Raw genomic sequence first — 23,346 nt, forward strand, 5'->3', positions numbered from 1 at the left:
TTTCTAATTAGCTTTTAATTTTTTCTAAATCTAATAAAAAACTAAATTCTTTTGCTAAGTCTTTTAAAGCCTCAAAACGTCCTGAAGCGCCACCGTGTCCAGCATCCATGTTAGTATCTAAAAACAAAAGCTTGTCATTTGTTTTTAAAGTCCTCAATTTGGCTACCCATTTGGCTGGCTCCCAATATTGTACCTGTGAATCGTGCAATCCGGTTGATACATACATGTTAGGATAATTTTGCGCTTTTACATTATCGTAAGGCGAATACGACAACATATAATCGTAATATTTTTTATTGTTTGGGTTTCCCCATTCGTCATATTCCCCAGTTGTCAGCGGAATACTGTCATCGAGCATTGTTGTAATAACATCTACAAAAGGTACTTGAGCAATAACTCCATTATATAATTCTGGAGCTTCATTTACAATAACGCCCATCAAAAGTCCTCCGGCAGATCCTCCTTCAGCATACAAATGTTCTGGCGAAGTATATTTCTCGTGTATTACAAATTTAGAGCAATCGATGAAATCTGTAAAGGTATTTTTCTTTTTTAACAGTTTTCCGTCTTCATACCATTGCCTTCCTAAATCCTCACCTCCCCTAATATGGGCGATTGCGTAAACAAAACCGCGATCTAACAACGAAAGTCTTGTAGACGAAAAATACGTATCCATTGTGATTCCGTAAGAACCATAAGCATAAAGCAGCAACGGATTTTTACCATTTTTCTGCAATCCTTTTCTATAAATCATCGAAATAGGCACTTTTACTCCATCTCTTGCAGTAGCCCAAACGCGTTCTTCAACATAATTTTCTTTATCAAATTTTCCTCCTAAAACCTCTTGTTCTTTTAAAACTTCTTTGGTTTTTGTTTTCATATTAAAATCGATTACAGACGATGGCGTTGCAAGCGATTGATAACTGTAACGCAAAATATCAGTATCAAAATCAATATTTGTTGTCGTGAAGGCATTATAAGTTTCACTTCCAAAAGGCAGGTAATAATCTGGCTCGCCGTTCCAAGGCATAATTCGGATGTGATTTAATCCGTTTGAGCGCTCTTCGACAACTAAATAGTTTTTGAAGATTTCAATATCCTCCAGCAAAACATCTTCGCGATGCGGAATTACATCAACCCAATTTCTTTTCTTTGTTTTATTTTCAGGCGTTTTCATCAACTTAAAGTTGGTTGCCTTGTCTTTATTGGTTAAAATATAAAACGAATCCTCAAAATGCGAAATACTGTATTCTAAACCACGTACACGTGTTTGGAATACTTCAAATTCTCCATCTGGATTATCTGAATTCAAAATTCTATATTCAGTTGTCAACGTACTTCCTGAGCCAATTACAATATATTTTCGTGATTTTTCTTTACTGACAGAAACACTGAAAGTATCATCGGTTTCATTAAAAACTAAAACATCTTCTTTAGAATCTGTATTTAATTTATGCCTAAAAACTTTATCTGATCGTAATGTAACTTCGTCTTGTCTGGTATAAAAAATAGTTTTATTGTCGTTAGCCCAAACTGATCCGCCTGTAGCATTTTCAATTTTATCAGATAAAATTTCTCCTGTTTCTAAGTTTTTAATTTGAATGGTGTAGATTCGTCTGCCTACAATATCTACTCCAAAACTGGCAAATTTATTATCTGGACTCACACTTAAACCTCCTAATTTGAAGTAAGCGTGCCCTTTTGCCAATTCATTACAATTGAACAGAATTTCTTCTTCTGCCGAAAGGCTACCTTTTTTTCTGGCAAAAATTGGATAATCCTGACCTGTTTCAAAACGAGTGATATAAAAATATCCGTTATAAAAATAAGGGACAGATGAATCATCTTCTTTAATTCTGCCTTTCATTTCTTCGTACAAACTCTCCTGAAGACCTTTTGTACTTGACGTCATACTTTCGTAGTAAGCGTTTTCTTTATTTAGATAATCGATTACCTCTGGATTTTCTCGGTCATTCAGCCAAAAATAATTATCGACCCGAATCTCTTTATGTTTTTTTAATGATTTTGGAATTTCTTTAGCTTTTGGAGCCTTTATATCGTTTTGCATTGATTGAGCATTAGTTTTTAAATACGAAGGAGCAAAAATACTACAAACGTAATAGAACAGAATTAATTTTTTCATAAAATATTCTATTGATATAATACAGCAATATACTAATTTTGTATGAAATAATTTAAAAAATCAATAAAATGGATTTAATGGGAATGATGGGCAAACTTAAAGAAACCCAACAAAAAATTGAAGATACAAAAAAGCGTCTGGATACTGTTTTGATTGACGAGCAAAGTGCTGACGGATTATTAAAAGTAACATTGACTGCTAATAGAAAAGTAAAATCGATCTCTATAGACGATTCTTTACTAGATGATAAAGAACAATTAGAAGATTACTTAATCGTAACACTAAATAAAGCTATTGAAAAAGCAACGAGTGTAAACGAAAGAGAACTTGACGCTGTTGCAAAAATGGATATGCCGATGATTCCAGGAATGGATAATCTTTTTAAATAAGATACTGAGTTACTAAGGTTCTAAGACTCTAAGTTCCTGTGGAAAAAACTTAGGATCTTAGAATCTTAGCGTCTTAGAATCTTTTTTTTTAAAACTTTGTAAGCGTTTCAATTACATAAGTATGCATTACTTCTTTGTAATCTAAATGTGTTACAATTCTGAGTTTATTGTGTCCTAGCGAACTTATTAAAATATTTTTTTGTTTTAATTTTTCAATCAAAAGCTGGTCGCTATAGCCTTCTGCTAATGAAAAAATCAAAATATTAGTTTCTACTGGTTCTATTGATGCAATCCAAGGTTTTGTACTTAAAACGGCTGCAATTTCTTTTGCTCTTCTATGATCTTCTGCCAATCTTTCTATATTATTGGCTAAAGCATACAATCCGGCCGCTGCCAGATAACCAACTTGGCGCATTCCTCCACCAAGTATCTTTCTGATTCTCAACGCTCTGTGAATATCAGCTTTGCTTCCTAACAAAACAGAACCAATTGGTGCACCTAAACCTTTAGACAAACAAACGGAAATAGTGTCGAAAATCGCTCCAAATTCCTTTGGATTTTGTCTTTTTGCCACTAAAGCATTCCAGATTCTGGCTCCATCTAAATGGAATTTCAAATTATTAGCGTCACAAACCTTTTTTATTTCTTTTAAATCTTCTAATTCATAACACGCACCTCCGCCTTTATTCGTCGTGTTTTCTACACAAACCAAACTCGTTAGCGGACTGTGATAAAATTCAGGATCATTAATCGCACCAGCTACTTGGCGCGCGTTTATCATTCCTCTGTCTCCATCTAATAAACAGCATGAAACACCGCTGTTAAAAGAAACGCCTCCTCCTTCATAATGATAAACATGAGCATATTTATCGGCAATCAGTTGTTCCCCAGGTTGTGTGTGAAGTTTAATGGCAGTTTGGTTAGCCATAGTTCCAGACGGAAAAAAAAGTCCTGCTTCCATACCAAAAAATTCAGCTACTCTAGTCTCTAATTCGATAACTGTAGGATCTTGTTTGTATACGTCGTCACCAACTTGAGCGTTAAACATATACTGCAACATTTCGTATGTCGGTTTGGTAATGGTATCGCTAATTAAATTTATTTCCATATTCTAAAAACTATATCTTATTTTTGTACAACAAAATTACGTAATACTGATAGTTATTCTTTGTGAGTTTTAATAAATTTTAACTCAGCAATAAACTAGAAACCAAATTAACGTAATATTTATAAAAAACATATAAAACTATTATTAATTTATGACAACTACCGAACAAATAAAAGGTATTGTGGAGCGCCTTGGTGCGTTGAGGAGGTATCTTTGACGTTGATGCCAAATTAATTGAAATTGCTAACGAAGAAGAAAAAACCTTTGCTCCCGACTTTTGGAACAATGCAAAAGAAGCTGAAGTCATTGTTAAAAATCTTAGAAACAAGAAAAAATGGATCGAAGATTACAATAAAGCGATCGAGCTTACAGATGAATTGCAGCTCGCCTATGATTTTTATAAAGAAGGAGAACTTTCTGCAGAAGAATTAGACGAGCATTATAACACAACACAAACTCATATTGAAAACATCGAGTTTAAAAACATGCTTTCTGACGAAGGTGACAGTTTAAGCGCCGTAGTACAGATTACAGCTGGTGCCGGAGGAACAGAAAGTTGTGACTGGGCCGGAATGCTGATGCGTATGTATATGATGTGGGGAGAAAGTTATGGTTATAAAATAAAAGAACTTAACTTTCAGGAAGGTGAAGTTGCAGGAATAAAAACGGTGACTTTAGAATTTGAAGGCGATTATTCTTTTGGATATTTAAAAGGAGAAAACGGCGTTCATCGTCTTGTTCGAATCTCTCCTTTTGACAGTAATGCCAAACGTCATACTTCATTTGTATCTGTTTATGTTTATCCGCTTGTTGATGACAGTATCGAAATTGACATTAATCCTGCTGATATCGAAATTACAACTTCGCGCTCTAGCGGTGCCGGAGGGCAAAACGTAAATAAGGTTGAAACTAAAGTACAATTAGTGCATAAACCAACCGGAATTCAGATTCAATGTTCTGAAACACGATCACAGCAAGATAACAGACAGCGTGCCATGCAAATGCTGCGTTCTCAGCTGTATGAAATCGAGTTAAAGAAACAGCAGGCACAACGTGCTGATATCGAAGCCGGCAAAATGAAAATCGAATGGGGTTCGCAAATACGCAATTATGTAATGCAGCCTTATAAATTAGTCAAAGACGTTCGTACCGGTTATGAGACCAGTGACGTTGACGGCGTTATGAACGGAAATATTGATGGATTCCTAAAAGCATTTTTAATGATGATGGGACAGAAAGAGGAAGAGTAGAAATCAGTAGTCATATTTTAAGTATTCAGTCGCAGTTTTCAGTCACAGTAAACTTGAAACTTGAAACCTGAAACCTGAAACTTTAAACGTGAAACTAAAAAAACATATTATGATAAAATGGGCCGATATAATTCGTTTTACGAATAAGGGAAATCCAGTTCCTGAAAAAAGAGTAGAAAAAACAGAAGGAGAATGGAAAGCACTTTTAACTCCGGAAGAATATCAAGTAACACGCTTAAAAGGGACAGAAAGATCATTTAGCTCTGAGCTTTGCAGTTTATTTGATCCGGGAATTTACGAATGTAAATGTTGTGGCACTTTGCTTTTTGATGCGAGCGAGAAATTTGAATCAGGAACAGGCTGGCCTTCTTTTACACAGCCAATAAAAGAAAATGCAATTGCATATCATGCTGACAAATCATATGGAATGATTCGGGTTGAAGTAGTATGTAATACTTGTGATGCTCACTTAGGACATGTTTTTCCTGATGGCCCTGAACCAAGCGGACTGCGTTATTGTATCAATGCAGTTTCTCTTTCAAAAATAAAAGACTAACTATTATCAAAAGCGATTCCTTAATTATAAGTGAATCGCTTTTTTTTAAATTAATTTTTACATTAACAAAATAAATGTAAGTTACTACTTATCAATAAAATAACCAGATTCTAAAGCTTAAAAGTAACCAAATTCATACCTAATTTCACTAAACAACTCAATAACAATAGTGTAACATTAATTTAATAAATTAATAGCTAAAATGTTAATTTTGTAATATTTAAACTGTTATTTTAAATATTTTTCAACAAACACAAAAAAAATATTAGGTAATTAGAATCTAATTGATTTTATTTGGCAAAAAAATAGCCCCCTAAATCAATTAAATTCAAACGATGAAATCCTATTCTATTCAAGAAATTAACGAAGTGATTAATGGCGTAATTTACGGCACAACTTCTCAGAGCATAACTGCAACAGAGCAATTAGAAAAAGCTACAACTTCAGAAATTTCGTTTATAGGAAACAAAAAATATGAAAAATACTGGTCTACTTCAAATGCATCTATTGCTGTTGTAAATGAAGATATTTCTATAGAACCTGGAGAAAATCGTGCTTTTATCAAAGTTAAAAATGCTGATTTAGCAATGTCGCAGATTTTAGCTCTTTTTGCTCCGCCTACTCCAATATTTCAGACCAATATTCACAAAACAGCTACTGTAGATGAAACCGCAATAATTGGCGAAGGTGCCCGAATTGGTGCCGGATGTTATATAGGACCAAAAGTAGAAATTGGTGCTAATGCAACTATTTACCCAAATGTGACTATTTTAGATGAATGCACCATCGGAAAAAATACAATTATCTGGTCAGGAAGTGTGGTTCGCGAGCGTTGTCATATTGGCAACGATTGTATCATTCATCCAAATGCCACTATTGGTGCAGATGGTTTCGGATTTCGTCCTTGTTCTGAAAAAGGTTTGGTTAAAATTCCACAAATTGGAAATGTAATAATAGGAAATGGAGTTGAAATTGGCGCGAACACTTGTGTCGACCGAGGAAAATTCAGTTCTACTGTTCTTGGCGATGGCTGTAAAATTGACAACTTAGTACAAATTGGGCATAATAGTAAATTAGGCAAATTTTGTATTATGGCAGGAAACAGTGGTTTAGCAGGTTCTGTAACCCTAGGAAATGGAGTTATCATTGGCGGAAGCGCATCAATAAAAGACCATACTACTATTGGTGACGGTGCCATTGTAGGTGCTGGTTCGGGCGTTGTTGGCGACGTTCCTGCAGGCAAAACAATGCTGGGCTATCCGGCTGTCGAAGCCCGTGATGCTTTGAAACAATGGGCAATCTTAAAAAGAATGGTTTGCGATTCTAAAAAATGATCTTAAAATCAAAATATATAAAAACAGAAGTTCGCTTCTGTTTTTTTTGTTTACAGCGGTTTCTAAAATCTTAAGATTAGTGTTGTAAAGAAACTTCGAATATTCTGTTTATTTCAATTGATTTTGTAAATTAGCCAACACTATTTTGTAAAAACATCAATTTCTTATGGATTTAAACTTCAATAAAAACGAAGATCACAATAAACTATTACTTTCAGAACTTAAACAAAAATTTGCCAAAGTAAAATTAGGCGGAGGTGAAAAACGCATTCAGAAATTGCATGCCGAAGGTAAAATGACGGCTCGCGAACGTATTGATTATTTATTGGATGAAAATGCTAAAAGTATTGAAATTGGAGGATTTGTTGGCGAAGGAATGTATACTGAACATGGAGGCTGTCCTTCAGGAGGTGTTGTCATCAAAATAGGATACATTAAAGGAAAGCAATGTATTGTTGTGGCTAACGATGCAACCGTAAAAGCGGGCGCTTGGTTTCCTATTACCGGTAAAAAAAATCTGCGCGCACAGGAAATTGCCATGGAAAACAGATTGCCCATTATTTATTTAGTAGATAGTGCTGGGGTCTATTTGCCACTTCAGGATGAAATTTTTCCAGATAAGGAGCATTTTGGACGCATTTTTAGAAACAACGCTCAAATGAGCAGTATGGGAATCACTCAAATTGCCGCTGTAATGGGCAGTTGTGTTGCGGGTGGAGCTTATCTGCCAATTATGAGCGATGAAGCTTTAATTGTAGATAAAACAGGAAGTATTTTCCTTGCCGGAAGTTATTTGGTTAAAGCAGCTATTGGCGAAACTATTGATAATGAAACTTTAGGCGGTGCAACTACGCATTGTGAAATTTCAGGCGTTACTGATTATAAGGCTAAAGATGATAAGGATGCTTTAGACAAAATAAAAAATATAGTGGATAAAATCGGCGATTATGATAAGGCTGGATATAGCCGAATCAAAGCTGAAAAACCTGCTTTAGAACCAAAGGATATTTACGGAATATTGCCAAAAGCCAGAAACGAACAATACGACATGATGGAAATCATCAATCGTTTGGTTGATAACTCGGAGTTTGAAGCTTACAAAGAGGGTTACGGCCAAACTATCATTACAGGTTATGCCAGAATTGACGGTTGGGCAGTTGGAATTGTTGCCAATCAAAGAAAAGTGGTAAAAACCAAAAAAGGCGAAATGCAATTTGGAGGCGTAATTTACTCTGACAGCGCTGATAAGGCAACACGTTTTATTGCAAACTGCAATCAAAAGAAAATTCCACTTGTATTTTTGCAGGATGTTACGGGTTTTATGGTAGGATCAAAATCTGAACATGGCGGTATCATTAAAGACGGCGCTAAAATGGTAAATGCTGTAAGCAACTCAGTTGTGCCAAAATTTACTGTTATTGTAGGGAATTCGTATGGCGCAGGAAATTACGCTATGTGCGGAAAAGCATATGACCCAAGATTAATTTTTGCTTGGCCAAGTGCAGAACTTGCTGTAATGGGCGGAACACAAGCGGCAAAAGTATTAGCACAAATTGAAGCTTCTTCGCTTAAAGCGAAAGGAGAAATTATAGATAAAGCCAAGGAAGCTGAACTTTTTAATAAAATAAAAGCAAGATATGATGAGCAGACTTCTCCTTATTATGCCGCTTCTAGATTATGGACAGATGCTATTATTGATCCGCTAGATACTCGTACTTGGATTTCAATGGGAATTGAAGCTGCTAATCATGCACCTATTCAAAAAGCATTCAACTTGGGTGTTATTCAAGTTTAGTTTTTAGAAATTCTCAAAATACGTTAAATAAATAGTAAAAAACTTGTTTTCAGGTACTTAAAAATAAATATATCACTAAAAATTAGTAACTTAGTATATTATTTTTAATCACGTAGTATCATGGAAAATGTAAAAAGTTTGAATAAATGGGCTAATTCGCACACTTATTTACCAGTAGATTTAGTACGTATTGTATTGGGCGTTTTTTTATTTATGAAAGGAATTTCGTTTGTAACAAATGCGCAATATTTACATGATTTAATTTCTCCAATTGATCAATATGGAGGCGGTATGTTTCTTTTGCATTATATCGCTCCAGCCCACATGATTGGCGGAATTATGATTGTTTTTGGGTTGCTCACCCGCTGGGCAATTGCAGCTCAATTGCCAATTTTATTTGGTGCAGTTCTAATCAATTTTATGGGACATATGCACTCTGAAAGCTTAATATTAGCGATCGTTGTATTATTGCTTTGTGTGTTTTTCTTGTTTTATGGAGGAGGAAAACATTCTGCTGATTATTACTTTAAAATGCAGCAATAACATCAAATTATCCTCAACTCAATCAATAATAAAGTTGAGGATAAATAATAAACGTATTTTTAAGAAGTAATTAGCACTTTAAAATTTCTTTAATTGTGTTTTATGAACTAAATTCGCGTCCATGAATTGGATTCGTAAAACCGTTATTTTTATATCACTTTTGATCATGGCCTTTTTTGCTTCCCAACAAAGCAATATTGTCGTGTGCGAAATTGAGAACCAAAAAACGGATACTAATTTCTCTAAAGATCTTGCTGATTCATTAGCTTTTATACAACCACAAGCAAGTTATCAATTTGTTGCCAACATCAAAACAAACCATCCTGCTATAATTAAATGGTTTGATTCTTTATTGATTGCTGTTCCACAACATCAAGTTGTAAATGTCGCATCAAACTTTGCCAACCAATTTTCTACTCAGAGCAAGAAAGTCTTATTAATGCTCTACCCTTTTCATTTTTTTTGGTAGTTAAATACATGAAGTTGTAGTTCGAAGAATTCGTTTCTTCTCAAGCAATTAAACTGTTTCTTTCTGGAAACTGTTACTATTTCATTTATTTATCAAATCAAAAAACATGGAAACAAGTGTAACCATAATTGGTATTGTGATTGCGGTCATAATAGCCATTCCTGTATATTTCGCGGCACGATCGAGCGCTACAAACAAATCAAAAATTTTAAATATTAAAAAGAAATTCAATCCAACAAATCCGCAAGGTTTTGATTTGACTGAATCTCAAAGCAATAAAACACTTACTATAGATCAAAAACACCGAAGATTTATTTTGATGAATTTCAATCCAAATCAGCAAGAATCAACGTTTTTAGATTTAAAAAGTGTTTCTTCCTGCAAATTAGTTTTAACAACAGATTGCAATTCAGATACAATTCTTAAAATCGATTTTGAATTTCAGGATAAAGAAACTCCAAGAAAAATTACAATTCCATTCTATGATTTTGATGATGACCGTATTAAACAAATAAGCGCGTACCAAGATCATATGTTTGCAAAAAAATGGCTTAAAATCATCCAAGATTCTATTTCACGTTAGTTATTTAATTCAGTAAAAGAGGCTCGTTTTTGAGTCTCTTTTTTTATGTTCTAATATGATATTTATCATTTTAAATCTTTTAATGATGAGGTAATTTTGATGGATACAAAATCCGTTTTTATGAAAATTTCTCTCACTCAAAAATACAATGTCCCCGGTCCGAGATATACCAGTTATCCAACAGTTCCTTACTGGAATGAAAATGATTTTTCAGAACAAAAGTGGATTGCTTCTTTTCAGAAAGCATTTTCAGAAAGCAATTCTCAAAACGGAATCAGTTTATACATTCATTTGCCCTTCTGCGAAAGCATGTGTACTTTTTGTGGCTGCAACAAACGTATTACTAAGAACCATTCGGTCGAAGAGAATTATATAAAAGCACTTATAAAAGAATGGAGCCTGTATTGTAAGTTACTCCCAGAAAAGCCAATTATTAAAGAAATTCATTTAGGCGGCGGCACCCCCACTTTCTTCTCAAAAAATAATTTAGAGCATCTTATCAACGGTATTTTTTGCTTTGCAAACAAAGCTGAAAAATATGAATTTAGTTTTGAAGGCCATCCCAATAATACCACTTACGAACAGCTTAAAAAATTATATGAATTAGGCTTTCGCCGAGTGAGTTTTGGCGTTCAGGATTATGCTGAAAAAGTGCAGAAAGCCATTCACCGCATTCAGCCTTTTCATAACGTTGCAAAAGTCACTTTTTGGGCAAAAGAAATTGGTTATACTTCTATTGGTCACGATATTATATTTGGATTACCTTTTCAAACAATTGAAGATGTTGTCGATACTGTTGAGAAAACCAATTCCTTAAAACCAGATCGTTTGGCATTTTACAGCTACGCGCACGTACCGTGGATCAAGGGAAATGGACAACGTGGATTCAATGAAGAAAACCTTCCAAAAGATGCTGAAAAAAGAAAGTTGTACGAAATTGGAAAACAGCTTCTTTCTAAAAACGGTTATCACGAAATTGGAATGGATCATTTTGCCTTAGAATCTGACAGTTTGTTTAAAGCCACAGAAAACAAAGAGCTTCATAGAAATTTCATGGGTTACAGTGCTTCAAAAACACAACTTATGATTGGATTGGGTGTTTCATCAATAAGCGACAGCTGGTACAGTTTTGCTCAAAATACTAAAAACCTAGAAGATTATTATCAATTACTAGAATGGGATAAACTGCCAATTGTAAAAGGGCATGTTTTAACCGACGAGGATTTAATTATAAGAAAACACATTCTGAATTTAACCTGTGAGTTTGAAACTTCCTGGACAGATGAAAGTCTTTATTTTAAAGATATTTCAAATGTTTTAGAAGATTTAAAAGAAATAGAAAAAGATAAATTAATTGTCATTGAAGAAAATAAAATTAAAATCACAGAAGCTGGAAAACCTTTTGTCCGCAATATTTGCATGGCTTTTGATTTGCATCTTAAAAGAAAATCGCCAGAAACAAATTTGTTTTCAATGACAGTTTAATGGCAATTAGGAGTTCCTTGAACGAACAAACTCATATTTGATGGCGATATGTAAGGAATTCCTAAACCTAAGCCTCTAAGGATAAATAAAACACCAATTATTACTGCAACATAAGGAATTGCCTTTTGAATTTTATTCCGAAAAGGTAATTTTATTAATGAGTGAATGTATACTACAATCGTCATCAAAGGAATAGTTCCTAATCCGAATAAGAGCATATATAAAACTCCAAAACTTGCACTCTGCATGGCGATTGCGCCAAACAAAGCAACATACACAAGACCGCAAGGCAGAAATCCATTTAACAGCCCAATTGTAAAGAGAGATTTATAACTTTTGTTTTTAAACTGATTTCCCAGACTTGACTTTATTTTTGAAATCACGTTATAAACTGGTTTTGAAAAATTATATCTTGAAAATAATTTTTCAGGAAGCAGAACAGCAATTATCATGGCAATGCCTATAATAATAGACATTTTTTGCTGTAATCCAGCCAAGAAAAAACCTCTTCCTAATAATCCAAAAATCAGCCCAATTGTCGCATAGGCAGATAATCTTCCTAAATGATATGTAATAAGCTGTGCGATCTTTTTTGCTTCATTATGGTGATCTACAGGCAACATCATAGCAATTGGTCCGCACATTCCAATGCAGTGAAAACTACTGATTAAACCTAATATTATGGCAGAATAAAGCATTTTTTTATCAATTTACGTAAATTACTTGTTTAGTTAAATATTTTTTGCCGTTGTACTCCCATTCGATATTGACATCCCAGCGTCCCTTAACCAATTTGTTTTTTGGTATCAATAAAGTTGCATTCTTCAACGAAATTGGAGTATTAAAATCAAATTTTTTGTTTGAAGGACGATACAGTAAAACATTTCCTTTTATTTTATCATTTTCAAAAGAAGCAGGAAAAACAACTTTAACCCCTTCTTCATTATATGTAATGGAAGGCTTTTGCTGTAAATCATGCGCATTTTGAACGCGTGCCATTTCTTCTTGAAAATGCGAATCGTGTTTGTAATATTCTTCTACAACCAAATCATTATCGTATTTGCTGTTAGACTGAACTTCAAAAACAAAAAACAAAATAAAAGACATAAACAATGCAAAAGCAATGACAATTCCGGTTCCCCAATTTATTTTCATATTTGTAGATTTTTAATTAAAACTTCGTGGTCCTAAAAAATTTGTGGTGGTAGTTTCGAGTAAATCTTTACCGTTGTAAACGCCAATTTTAACTTTGGTTTTATCGCTTTGTAAAAGAGCTTCCTCTATTTGTATAAATAAGGTTCCTTGCGAAATGCCTTCTTTTTGTATTTTAAAATGCTCTTTTCCAACGTTTTTAATCTCGCCTTTCTGTCCTATTAGTTCAAAATGAATGTCTGTATAATCTTTTACGGTTTTATTGACAATTTTGTACGTATAGATATTACTAATTTTATCTCCTTTATGTTCATATAACTGTCCTGGCAATCTTAAAATAATGGCCTGAACATTAGTTCTTAAAAATAACATCCCGACGAAAACACTTAATAGAATCAATAAAACTGCAGTGTAGCCTTTCATTCTTATAGTGAATTTAAAAGGCTCTTTTTTTGCAATTTCATCTTCAGATGCATAACGAATTAGTCCTTTGGGCAAACCAACAGTTTCCATTATGCTGTCACATTCATCTATACAAGCAGTACAATTGGTGCATTCTAACTGAGTGCCATTTCGAATGTCAATTCCCATTGGGCAAACGTGCACGCATTGATGGCAATCGATACAATCTCCTTTCCCTGTTATTGCTCTATCCTCTTTTTTGTTGAACTTGGCGCGTCCATCTTCCTTTTCTCCACGAATAAAATCATAAGCTACGTTTATAGATTTATCATCTAAAAGTACGCCTTGCAATCTGCCGTACGGACAAGCAATAATGCAGACTTGTTCTCGAAACCAAACAAATACAAAATAAAAAACTGCCGTAAAAATTAGAAGTGCAACAAAATTACTCGACTGCGTGATTGGTCCTTCCTCTATCATTAAAAACAAAGTGTCACTTCCAACTAAATAAGCAAGAAATACATTTGCGATTCCAAAAGAAATCAAGAAAAATATTGCCCATTTGATGAGTCTCTTTCTTATTTTTTCTGCATTCCATTCTTGTCTCGATAATCGCAGTTGAGCGCCTCGATCTCCGTCAATCCAATATTCTATACGACGGAAAACCATTTCTAAAAAAATAGTCTGCGGACAAATCCATCCACAAAAAATTCTTCCAAAAACAACCGTAAATAAAATAACAAACACAACGCCAACAAGCATTGATATTACAAACAGATAGAAATCTTGAGGCCAAAAAGGAAAACCAAAAATATTAAACCGACGTTCCATAACATTGAACATCATAAATTGATTGCCATTTACTTTTATAAAAGGATTTGCAATCAAAATAGCCAGTAGAACGTAACTTACTATTTTTCGATAATTATAAAACTTACCAGACGGCTTTTTCGGGAAAATAAATTTTCGATTACCGCCTTCATCAATAGTTGCGATGGTGTCTCTAAAAGCTTCGTCTGATAAATTTGACATGGATTTTTATTTTTTAACTTCTGTGCTATCTTTCGATTTACTCGCAGCGACATCCTTTTTAGGCGCACTTTCATCAACCCAAACTTCTCCTTCTGGTTCTTTCGGATCTTTAGGTTTGCTTCCCTGTAAAGACAAAATATAACTTGCTACTTTCTGGATTTCTTTTGGTTTCAACCCATTTGTTTTCCAAGAAACCATTCCTTTTCCATCACGCCCACCATTGGTTATTGTATGAAAAATATTTTTAATTCCGCCTCCTAAAATCCAGCGATCATCTGTTAGGTTTGGTCCAATTTGTCCTCCGGCATCGGCTCTGTGACAAGCCGCGCAATTTGTTGTAAAAATTTCTTTTCCAGCGGCTAAACTGGGTTTATCTGTCAATAAAACCACTGTTTTTTCATCCATTAAATCTGGAGCAGTTTTTAAATATTCTTCAACATCAATTTTTGCTTGTGCCATTTCTTTTTTAAGCTCCATTTCCTGATCATCTCCACCAAAAATTTCATAACGGGCGAAATATAGTACTCCAAAGACAATACAGATATAGAATAAATAGACCCACCAAGGCGGAAGATTGTTGTCCAGCTCTTTAATTCCGTCATAATCATGATCCATCAAAAGATCACCCTCTTTTTCAATTGGCTGCGTTTTAGTAAGTTTGTGCATTACGTTTTTATACCAAGTGCTTTCTTTCAAACTTAAACTGCTTTCATACTCCAGTTTTGCTTTTTCTTCAGGTGACATCAATTGATACATTACGCGATTAACCGCGCTCATTGTGATTTCAATAGCAATTATAATAAACAAGAAAACAAACAAAAAGACTGAAACCATTGGATATTTAATAAAAGCTGGCCTGTCGCCTGAATCTATAAAATATTCCATCAAAGCAAAAACAATGAAGAATATGATTGGAACTCTTACATATACTGGGAAAAATTTTTTCATATTAAATATCTTTTGAAATTATACTAAACCCTTCATTCAAAGGAATTTCACTCATTTCTTTGATCTTATCTTTTTTATAAGAAAACACCCAAAAGGCTAAGCCTACAAAAAAGAAAAAGAAAATCAAAAGAGAGATTATCGGGTAAATTTCTATACCCGATATGTTCTCCATATTGTGTTTTATCTGTTCAAACATGACGTTATTTTTTAGAAGTATCTTTTACTTTAATATCAGTTCCTAATCTCTGCACATAGGCAATTAAAGCCACAATTTCTCTTTCATTCATAGGAACAAATTTCTCTCCTTTTGCTGCTGCTTTTTTCTTGCTTTCCTCATAACTTTTTACAAAATCAGGGTCGTTTTCTAAGCTTTTTTCGATAGAAATAGCTTGAGTTCTTAATAATTTTTGAGCATTTGCAACTTCTTCTTTGCTATACGGAACACCAAGTGTAACCATAGCCTGCATTTTCTTTTGAGTCAATGAAATATCCATTGGTTCGTTGTCAAACAGCCATTTATAGCCCGGCATAATTGAACCTGCAGAAATACTTTGCGGACTCCAAAAGTGATTAAAATGCCAGTTGTTATTGTATTTTCCTCCTACCCTTAATAAATCAGGACCTGTTCGTTTTGATCCCCATAAAAAAGGATGATCATAAACAAATTCTCCTGCTTTAGATTGTGGTCCGTAACGTTCAACTTCGCTTCTAAACGGACGAACTGATTGTGAATGACAGCCCACACAGCCTTCTCTTATATATAAATCACGTCCTTCAAGTTCTAAAGGTGTATAAGGTTTTACGCTTGAAATTGTCGGAATATTAGATTTTACCATAATTGTGGGTACAATTTGAATAATACCTCCTATTAAAATTGCAATCGTCGCTAAAATCGTCAACTGAATTGGTTTTCTTTCCAGCCATGAATGGAATTTTTCTCCATTTAGTCTGTTTTTGCTGATTCTTTGCAATGCTGGAGCTTGAGCCAATTCATCCTCGATAACATTCCCTGCTCTTACAGTCATGATAATGTTATAAACCAAAGTCAACATTCCGATGAGATATAAAGTTCCTCCGATCGCTCTCATCCAATATAATGGCATAATTGCAGTAACTGTTTCAAGAAAGTTTCCGTAAGTCAAAGTGCCATCAGGATTAAACTGTTTCCACATTGAAGCTTGTTGAAAACCAGCAACATACATTGGCAAAGCGTATAAAATGATTCCTAAAGTCCCAATCCAGAAATGGAAATTGGCTAATTTCTTTGAAAATAAAGTACTTTTTGTCATTCGCGGAATTAACCAATAAATGATACCAAAAGACATAAATCCGTTCCAGGCTAAAGCACCTACGTGAACGTGTGCAATAATCCAATCTGTATAATGCGCAATAGCATTTACATTTTTTAAAGAAAGCATTGGACCTTCAAAAGTCGCCATTCCGTAACCCGTAATTGCTACCACGAAGAATTTCAAAACAGGTTCTTCACGCACTTTATCCCAAGCACCTCTTAAAGTTAAAAGTCCGTTTATCATTCCTCCCCAAGATGGCGCAATAAGCATTACAGAAAATGCAACACCCAAATTTTGAGCCCAATTTGGCAGAGCCGAATATAATAAATGGTGCGGTCCAGCCCAGATGTAAATAAAGATTAAAGACCAAAAGTGAATAATTGACAATCTATAAGAATAGATAGGACGGTTTGCTACTTTGGGAACAAAATAATACATCAGCCCAAGAAATGGAGTGGTTAAGAAAAATGCAACTGCATTATGACCATACCACCATTGCACTAACGCATCTTGAACACCAGCATAAACAGAATAGCTTTTTAGGGCTGAAACTGGCAACTCAATATTGTTGAAAATATGCAAAACGGCAACTGTAACAAAAGTCGCTAAATAAAACCAAATAGCAACATATAAGTGACGCTCTCTACGTCGCAGCATTGTACCAATCATATTGATCCCCATTACTACCCAGATTAAGGCTATGGCAATATCGATAGGCCATTCTAACTCTGCATACTCTTTTGAAGAGGTGTAACCCAAAGGCAATGTTATAGCAGCAGCAACAATGATCAGCTGCCATCCCCAAAAGTGCACATTGCTTAAAAAATCGCTGAACATTCTCGCTTTCAGCAAGCGCTGCAAGGAATAATACATACCTGCAAAAAAGGCATTTCCGACAAAGGCAAAAATAACAGCATTGGTATGCAAAGGTCGTAGACGTCCGTAGCTAAGCCACGAAATACCATCTGTCATGTTGGGAAAAAGGTACATAACCGCCAAGGTCAGACCTACTAACATACCTACTACTCCAAAAAGAATAGTGGCGTAAATGAATTTTTTTACAATTTTGTTGTCGTAATAAAACTGTTCCATTTCCATAATTATACTTGTTTTTCTTCGGTTGGTGAAAGGTTATTGTGAGAAGTAATTTTGGTTTCGTCGTCAAAAAGTATTCTGACTGAAGGCGTATAATCATCGTCGTACTGTCCAGATTTGACAGCCACTATAAAGGCAATGAAAAAGCCGATTGCTACGAAAATACTAACTGAAATTAATAGATAAATTACACTCATACCTTAAATTTATGTTAACAAAAGTAAGGGTCAAACAACGTTTAAAATATGATAATTATCATAGTCACCGGACTTATTCAAATTAATTTTAAAAGCATTAAAACGACTTCAATTTTTTACTGCTGAAGTAGTTAGACATGAAAGTAACAAAGCTTACAATTGTAATTGTACTTAGAGGCATGATGATAGCAGCTACTAAAGGAAGCAGGTTTCCTGTAATGGCGAAAGACAATCCCACAATATTATAAAGAAGCGATAAAACAAAACTCATTTTGATTATCATAATCGATTGATGAGACAGTTTTAAAAAGTAATCTAAACGTGAAAACTCACCTGCATCTAAAATTGCATCGCAAGCAGGAGAAAAAACATTGACATTTTCTGAAATCGAAATTCCAACATTACTTTGGGCCAATGCTCCAGCATCATTCAAACCATCGCCAACCATCATTACATTTTGTCCTTTTTCCTGCAGTTTTTTAATAAAATCCAGTTTTTGTTCTGGTTTCTGATTAAAAATCAACTCAGTATTTTCAGGCAAAATAGCTTTTAGATTAGCTCTTTCGCCATCGTTGTCTCCAGAAAGTACTTTTATATGATACTTTTTACTGAGTGTTAAAAATAATTTTTCTAGACCTTCACGATATTGATTTTGAAAATTAAACTGTCCAAAATAAACACCATCAATTTTAATATGAAGCGCTGTTTTTTCGATTTCTGAAGACTCTAAATATGAGCTTTCAACAAATGTGGCAGAACCTATTTTAATGGTTTTATTTTTAACAGAAGCCAGAATTCCCTTTCCGGTTATTTCTTCAAAATGATCAATTATGATTCTTTTTGATTCGGGAAGAAAGTCATATAACATTCGGCTTAAAGGATGGTTTGAAGCGCGCAGTACATTCTTTATGAGAATAGCCTCTTCATCGGAAAAACTATTTCCGTCGTATGTAATATTTGATTTTTTATTAGTTGTAATGGTGCCGGTTTTATCAAAAACTATGGTATCGACTTTAGCCAATTGTTCTATGACCAAAGCGTTTTTAAGATACATTTTCTGCTTGCCCATAATTCTTAAAATATTCCCGAAAGTAAAAGGTGCTGTCAGGGCGAGTGCACAAGGGCAAGCAACAATTAGTACGGCTGTAAAAACATTAAAGGCCGTATTAGCATCAATAAAAATCCAATAGCCAAAACCTGCAAAAGCTATTATTAATAACAAAGGCGTAAAATAACGGCTAATTTTATCGGTAATGGTTTTGTGTTTTTGTAATACTTTTTTCTGAAAAATTTCATTGCTCCATAACTGTGTCAGATAGCTTTGTGAAACAGAATTCAAAACTTCCATTTCAACTATTTTTCCTATTTGCTTTCCTCCTGCAAAAACTTTGTCTCCAGACTTTTTTGTAATTGGGTCTGCTTCACCGGTTACGAAACTATAATCAATTTCAGCTTTTTCACTGATTAAAATACCATCAACAGGAATCAATTCTTGGTTTCTTATTAAAAGTCGATTTCCCTTTAAAACATCATAAATAGGAACACTTTCTTCGGATGCATCCGAGTTAATTCTTGTAACAGCAATAGGAAAATAAGATTTAAAATCTCTTTCAAAACTTAAAAAGCTATAGGTTTTAATTTGAAACATTTTACCTAGCAGCATAAAGAAAACCAAACCTGTTAAACTATCAAAAAAACCTGATCCGTAATTCATTACAATATCAAAAGTACTTCTTATAAACATAACAATGATTCCCAGCGCAATTGGAATGTCAATATTCAGCATTTTCGATTTTATGCTTTTATAAGCCGAAACATAATAACCGCTTGCAGAATATAAAAAACTTGGCAAAGCCAAAATAAAAATTAAAACTCTAAAAAATGGTTTGTAATTATCTAGCCAAAATTCTTTTATTTCGAAATATTCTGGAAAAGAAAGCAACATGATATTTCCAAAACAAAAGAAAGCCACACCAAGTTTATATGTTAAACTTCTGTCTACATTATTTTTTCCTGTTTCGTAGTTTTCTAAACTAATATAGGGTTCATAACCTATTGAACTTAAAAGATAAACTATTGATTTAAGTGAAACTACATCAGAATTGAAGGTGATTCGAACTTTTTTTTCTGGAAAATTAACTTGTGATACACTAATTCCAGATTGAATGCGACTGAGATTCTCTAGAATCCAAATACAGGAACTACAGTGAATATAAGGAATATTTAAGGAAACAATAGCAGTATTACCTTCCTGAAAATCTAATACTTTTGACAATATGGCTTCATTATCTAAAAAGTCATATTTCCCCTTAATATCTTGCGGAGTAGCACCTGGTGATTTTTCAAAATCATAGTAACGAGTTAAATCATGAAGACTAAAAATTTCATAAACAGTTTTACAGCCATTGCAGCAAAACTTTTTTTCATCAAAATTGATCAATTCATTTTTAGGAATGGTAAGTCCGCAATGAAAACAACTTTGCTCACTCATAATTTGTTTCTTTTTAATAAAACAAAGATTCAAAATATGAAGCGACAATAATATGACATTTATCATATCATAAATGAATCAAATCTATTGCAAACAATAGACAAATTAATCCACCAAATTTTTTATATCTTTTTTAAGAGATATAATGCGTATAAATGATAAGAATAGTTAATTTTGCTGTAAATTATTTCGCCATGAATAAATGTGATCAATGTATCGTACGTCAGCTTTCTTCCTTAAAAGCCCTTAATAAAGAGGAAGTTGTAAAATTGGCTAATAGTAAAACTACTTATAAAATTAAAAAAGGCGAGGCCATTTTTGAAGAAGGCGAAGTTACAAATGGTGTTTTTTGCGTAAAAGACGGTATTGGAAAACTTTCTAAATTAAGCGCAAACGGAAAAGATCAAATTGTAAAATTGGTAAAATCTGGAGAGCTTTTAGGACAGCGTTCTATGATCAGTAATGAACCTGCAAATTTATCAGCCAAAGCAGTGGCTGATATGGAGGTATGTTTTATTCCAAAATCAGAAATTATTCATTTTTTTAATAACAACAATCAGTTCTCGATGAATTTGATGCAGTCTGTTTGTGAAGATTTAAAAGAATCTGAAAACGATAAAATTGCATTAGTTCAGAAAACTGTAAAACAACGTTTAGCCGAAACTTTATTACACTTACATGAAGCTTTTGGTGAAAACGAAGACCAAACCTTAAAAGTTCAATTGTCAAGAGAAGAACTTGCAGGCATAATAGGAACAGCAACAGAAAGCTGTATCCGTTTACTTTCTGATTTTAATAAACTGGAACTAATTGAATTATCTGGAAAAAAAATTATACTTAAAAACGTAAAAGCACTGAAAAAACTGGCTGCTGATTAAAGTTTTTTAGCTTCATTCCAAAATACATCCATTTCGGCTAAAGTCATATCTGCCAAAGGTTTTCCTAATTCGCCAGCTTTGCTTTCTAAATACTGAAAGCGTTTAATGAATTTTTTATTGGTTCTCTCTAAAGCATCTTCTGGATTTACATTTAAAAAACGGGCATAATTGATCATTGAGAATAATACATCTCCAAATTCAGCTTCAATTTTATCTTGATCACCAGATTTTACTTCAACTTGCAGTTCTTCGAGTTCTTCCTGTACTTTATCCCAAACTTGGTGCGGTTCTTCCCAATCAAAACCTACGCCTTTTACTTTGTCTTGAATTCGGCTAGCCTTTACCAGAGCCGGCAAACTTTTAGGCACTCCTTCCAAAACTGATTTTTTACCTTCTTTGAGTTTGAGTTTTTCCCAATTTTGTTTTACTTCTTCTTCATCTTTAACAACCGTATCACTGTAAATATGTGGATGACGATGAATTAGTTTATCGCAAATTTCGTTACAGACATCTGCTATATCAAAATCATTAGTTTCCGAACCAATTTTTGCGTAAAAAACGATGTGAAGTAATAAATCTCCAAGTTCTTTTTTAACTTCACTCAAATCATTATCTAAAATAGCATCACCCAACTCATACGTTTCTTCAATCGTGAGATGTCTTAAGGTTTGCAAAGTCTGTTTTTTATCCCACGGACATTGTTCACGCAATTCATCCATAATAATTAATAATCTTTCGAAGGCTTTAAGCTGGAGTTCTTTGCTCATTTTTTATGAAGTTTTTTAATTGTAATCGAATAATGTAAAAGTAAAAAATCCTGTCAAGAAAACATCTTAACAGGATTATATATTTAAAGACAGCAGAATACTATTCTTCTTTTTTAGCTTTTGCTTTTTTAGCTGCTGGCGCTTTTTTTGGTTTTTCTTCAGCAACTGGAGCTTCTTCTGGAGTTTCTGCCGGAGCCGGAGCTAAATCAGTAACTAAACCTTTAGATTGAAGTGTATTATACCAGTTTAATACTTTTTTAATATCTGAAGGATAAACTCTTTCTTCATCATATTCAGGTAAAATTTCTTTAAAATAAGCACTTAATTTTGCGTTATCTTCTTTGTGCGAAAGAGCTTGACCTTTGTTTTCTTTAGCCGCAATTTTTTGCATTACTTCAGTCAATGGTTTTTCTCCTTCGTACGTGTAAATTGAAATCTCTGACAATAAACTTACATTGCTTTTTAAGTTTACTGTAATTTTTTTTCCGTCTGTTAATGATTCTGCCACGAAACCTGTACGAGTCTGCACTTTCAATACATATAAACCTGGTTTCCCAGAAATGGCTAAAATTTTATCTAAATTCATGTTTATTAAAATTAGTATTAAGAATTTCTTTTTTATGTTTTATTCTGTTCTATTTATTTAGAACAATTTACCTTCCTTTTTTAGCGGCAGCAAATTTCATTCTGTACTCCTGAAAAGTTTTGCCTTCTGTAATATTTTTTAATTTCTTTTGAATCAAACGTTTTTTCAGAGAAGATATTTTATCTGTAAATAAAACGCCTTCGATATGATCGTATTCGTGTTGAATAACTCTTGCAATCAAACCATCAAAAACTTCAGTTTTCATTACAAAATCTTCTTCACAATATTCAATCGTAACGGTTGGCTTTCTATACACATCTTCACGAACGTCTGGAATACTCAAGCAGCCTTCATTAAAACTCCACTCCTCACCTTCTTCTTTAACAATCTTAGCATTTATAAAAGTTTTTTTGAAACCTTTTAAATCTTTCTGCTCATTTGAAGGTAAATCTTCATCATCACTAAAAGGAGTCGTATCAATAACAAACAAACGAATTGCCATACCTACCTGCGGTGCAGCAAGTCCAACACCATAAGCGTTGTACATGGTTTCATACATGTTTGCTATTGTTTCTTTTAAGTTTGGATAATCTGGCGTAATCGCCTCACCTACTTTTCTTAAAACCGGATCACCATATCCTACAATTGGTAAAATCATTTGTATTAATTTATGTATTATCTACTGAAAAACCCTGAAATTATTTCTCATAATTCAGCTGGCAAAAATAGTAAAAAATAGTCAATGAATAATTCTAAACAGGATATAATATCTTATTTTTTGATTGTCTGTTAAAATCTCATCTATAATTATGCCAAATTAATTCGTACAATTCTTACCTTTGTTAGTAAAC

General features: G+C 33.7%; 23 protein-coding genes. 10 read left to right on the top strand and 13 right to left on the bottom strand.

Annotated features, from left to right (window positions below; all coding sequences use genetic code 11):
* Positions 1-7: 7 nt before the first annotated feature.
* Positions 8-2,143, bottom strand: a complete 2,136-nt coding sequence (locus tag IR010_RS03735) for a S9 family peptidase (protein ID WP_194601714.1) — start codon at positions 2,141-2,143, stop codon at positions 8-10.
* 68 nt (positions 2,144-2,211) lie between these two features.
* On the opposite strand from IR010_RS03735, the gene IR010_RS03740 reads away from it, so the two are divergent.
* Positions 2,212-2,532, top strand: a complete 321-nt coding sequence (locus IR010_RS03740; protein ID WP_194566806.1) for a YbaB/EbfC family nucleoid-associated protein — start codon at positions 2,212-2,214, stop codon at positions 2,530-2,532.
* Between the two features lie 88 nt (positions 2,533-2,620).
* Here IR010_RS03740 and IR010_RS03745 read toward each other — a convergent pair whose 3' ends face one another.
* Positions 2,621-3,640 carry a threonine aldolase family protein gene (locus IR010_RS03745; protein ID WP_029269319.1) on the bottom strand — a complete coding sequence of 340 codons (1,020 nt, stop codon included), beginning with the start codon at positions 3,638-3,640 and terminating at the stop codon, positions 2,621-2,623.
* Between the two features lie 151 nt (positions 3,641-3,791).
* Between IR010_RS03745 and prfB the strand changes: the two genes are divergently transcribed.
* From prfB to hemN, 8 genes are all read left to right on the top strand, one after another.
* Positions 3,792-4,890 (top strand): peptide chain release factor 2 gene (gene prfB, locus IR010_RS03750; protein ID WP_157494947.1). Its coding sequence is split into 2 segments (ribosomal slippage): positions 3,792-3,854 and positions 3,856-4,890, totalling 1,098 coding nucleotides; the frame shifts between segments, so codons are not numbered across the junction.
* Between the two features lie 109 nt (positions 4,891-4,999).
* Positions 5,000-5,446 (top strand): peptide-methionine (R)-S-oxide reductase MsrB, encoded by a 447-nt coding sequence (msrB, locus tag IR010_RS03755; protein WP_194566810.1) that lies wholly within the window; start codon positions 5,000-5,002, stop codon positions 5,444-5,446.
* A gap of 335 nt (positions 5,447-5,781) precedes the next feature.
* Positions 5,782-6,780, top strand: a complete 999-nt coding sequence (gene lpxD, locus IR010_RS03760) for a UDP-3-O-(3-hydroxymyristoyl)glucosamine N-acyltransferase (RefSeq protein WP_194601717.1) — start codon at positions 5,782-5,784, stop codon at positions 6,778-6,780.
* A gap of 166 nt (positions 6,781-6,946) precedes the next feature.
* A complete protein-coding gene (locus IR010_RS03765) occupies positions 6,947-8,575 on the top strand; it encodes an acyl-CoA carboxylase subunit beta (RefSeq protein ID WP_194601720.1) in 1,629 nt (542 codons plus the stop codon).
* A 120-nt stretch (positions 8,576-8,695) separates the two neighbouring features.
* Positions 8,696-9,118 (top strand): DoxX family protein, encoded by a 423-nt coding sequence (locus IR010_RS03770; RefSeq protein WP_029269310.1) that lies wholly within the window; start codon positions 8,696-8,698, stop codon positions 9,116-9,118.
* Between the two features lie 121 nt (positions 9,119-9,239).
* The gene (locus IR010_RS03775; RefSeq protein WP_194601721.1) at positions 9,240-9,587 is read left to right on the top strand and encodes a hypothetical protein; all 348 of its coding nucleotides are present in this window, start codon (positions 9,240-9,242) and stop codon (positions 9,585-9,587) included.
* A gap of 106 nt (positions 9,588-9,693) precedes the next feature.
* Positions 9,694-10,170: a hypothetical protein gene (locus IR010_RS03780; RefSeq protein ID WP_194601724.1), complete on the top strand. Its 477-nt coding sequence runs from the start codon at positions 9,694-9,696 to the stop codon at positions 10,168-10,170.
* 120 nt (positions 10,171-10,290) lie between these two features.
* Positions 10,291-11,655 carry an oxygen-independent coproporphyrinogen III oxidase gene (gene hemN, locus IR010_RS03785; RefSeq protein WP_194601727.1) on the top strand — a complete coding sequence of 455 codons (1,365 nt, stop codon included), beginning with the start codon at positions 10,291-10,293 and terminating at the stop codon, positions 11,653-11,655.
* Here the strand turns inward: hemN and IR010_RS03790 are convergent.
* The 8 genes from IR010_RS03790 to IR010_RS03825 form a co-directional block, all read right to left on the bottom strand.
* Positions 11,652-12,353 carry a sulfite exporter TauE/SafE family protein gene (locus IR010_RS03790; RefSeq protein ID WP_194601730.1) on the bottom strand — a complete coding sequence of 234 codons (702 nt, stop codon included), beginning with the start codon at positions 12,351-12,353 and terminating at the stop codon, positions 11,652-11,654. The two genes, hemN and IR010_RS03790, sit on opposite strands and share 4 nt — an antisense overlap.
* 7 nt (positions 12,354-12,360) lie before the next feature.
* On the bottom strand, positions 12,361-12,810 hold the full coding sequence (locus IR010_RS03795) for a FixH family protein (RefSeq protein WP_194566823.1): 450 nt from the start codon (positions 12,808-12,810) through the stop codon (positions 12,361-12,363).
* Positions 12,811-12,822: 12 nt separating this feature from the next.
* Positions 12,823-14,241 carry a cytochrome c oxidase accessory protein CcoG gene (gene ccoG, locus IR010_RS03800; protein ID WP_194601733.1) on the bottom strand — a complete coding sequence of 473 codons (1,419 nt, stop codon included), beginning with the start codon at positions 14,239-14,241 and terminating at the stop codon, positions 12,823-12,825.
* Between the two features lie 6 nt (positions 14,242-14,247).
* Entirely contained in the window at positions 14,248-15,189 is a 942-nt protein-coding gene (locus IR010_RS03805) for a cbb3-type cytochrome c oxidase N-terminal domain-containing protein (RefSeq protein ID WP_194566825.1), read from the bottom strand.
* Position 15,190: 1 nt separating this feature from the next.
* On the bottom strand, positions 15,191-15,385 hold the full coding sequence (locus IR010_RS03810) for a cytochrome c oxidase subunit IV (protein WP_029269296.1): 195 nt from the start codon (positions 15,383-15,385) through the stop codon (positions 15,191-15,193).
* Positions 15,386-15,389: 4 nt separating this feature from the next.
* Positions 15,390-17,579 (bottom strand): cytochrome-c oxidase, cbb3-type subunit I, encoded by a 2,190-nt coding sequence (ccoN, locus tag IR010_RS03815; protein WP_194566826.1) that lies wholly within the window; start codon positions 17,577-17,579, stop codon positions 15,390-15,392.
* Positions 17,580-17,581: 2 nt separating this feature from the next.
* Positions 17,582-17,773, bottom strand: a complete 192-nt coding sequence (gene ccoS, locus IR010_RS03820) for a cbb3-type cytochrome oxidase assembly protein CcoS (RefSeq protein ID WP_194566827.1) — start codon at positions 17,771-17,773, stop codon at positions 17,582-17,584.
* A 97-nt stretch (positions 17,774-17,870) separates the two neighbouring features.
* Complete coding sequence (locus IR010_RS03825; protein WP_194566828.1) at positions 17,871-20,264, bottom strand: heavy metal translocating P-type ATPase; 2,394 nt, start codon at positions 20,262-20,264, stop codon at positions 17,871-17,873.
* A gap of 194 nt (positions 20,265-20,458) precedes the next feature.
* Here IR010_RS03825 and IR010_RS03830 point away from each other — a divergent pair, with 194 nt between their 5' ends.
* Positions 20,459-21,142 (top strand): Crp/Fnr family transcriptional regulator, encoded by a 684-nt coding sequence (locus tag IR010_RS03830; protein ID WP_029269288.1) that lies wholly within the window; start codon positions 20,459-20,461, stop codon positions 21,140-21,142.
* On the opposite strand, the gene mazG is transcribed toward IR010_RS03830, so the two are convergent.
* From mazG to def, 3 genes are all read right to left on the bottom strand, one after another.
* Positions 21,139-21,909 carry a nucleoside triphosphate pyrophosphohydrolase gene (gene mazG / locus IR010_RS03835; protein ID WP_194566830.1) on the bottom strand — a complete coding sequence of 257 codons (771 nt, stop codon included), beginning with the start codon at positions 21,907-21,909 and terminating at the stop codon, positions 21,139-21,141. The genes IR010_RS03830 and mazG overlap by 4 nt on opposite strands.
* Positions 21,910-22,009: 100 nt before the next feature.
* Complete coding sequence (locus IR010_RS03840; RefSeq protein ID WP_194566832.1) at positions 22,010-22,495, bottom strand: DUF5606 domain-containing protein; 486 nt, start codon at positions 22,493-22,495, stop codon at positions 22,010-22,012.
* A gap of 67 nt (positions 22,496-22,562) precedes the next feature.
* Positions 22,563-23,153: a peptide deformylase gene (gene def / locus IR010_RS03845; RefSeq protein ID WP_194566834.1), complete on the bottom strand. Its 591-nt coding sequence runs from the start codon at positions 23,151-23,153 to the stop codon at positions 22,563-22,565.
* Between the last annotated feature and the right edge of the window lie 193 nt (positions 23,154-23,346).

This window comes from Flavobacterium sp. MR2016-29, from assembly GCF_015350695.1.
Taxonomy (GTDB): domain Bacteria; phylum Bacteroidota; class Bacteroidia; order Flavobacteriales; family Flavobacteriaceae; genus Flavobacterium.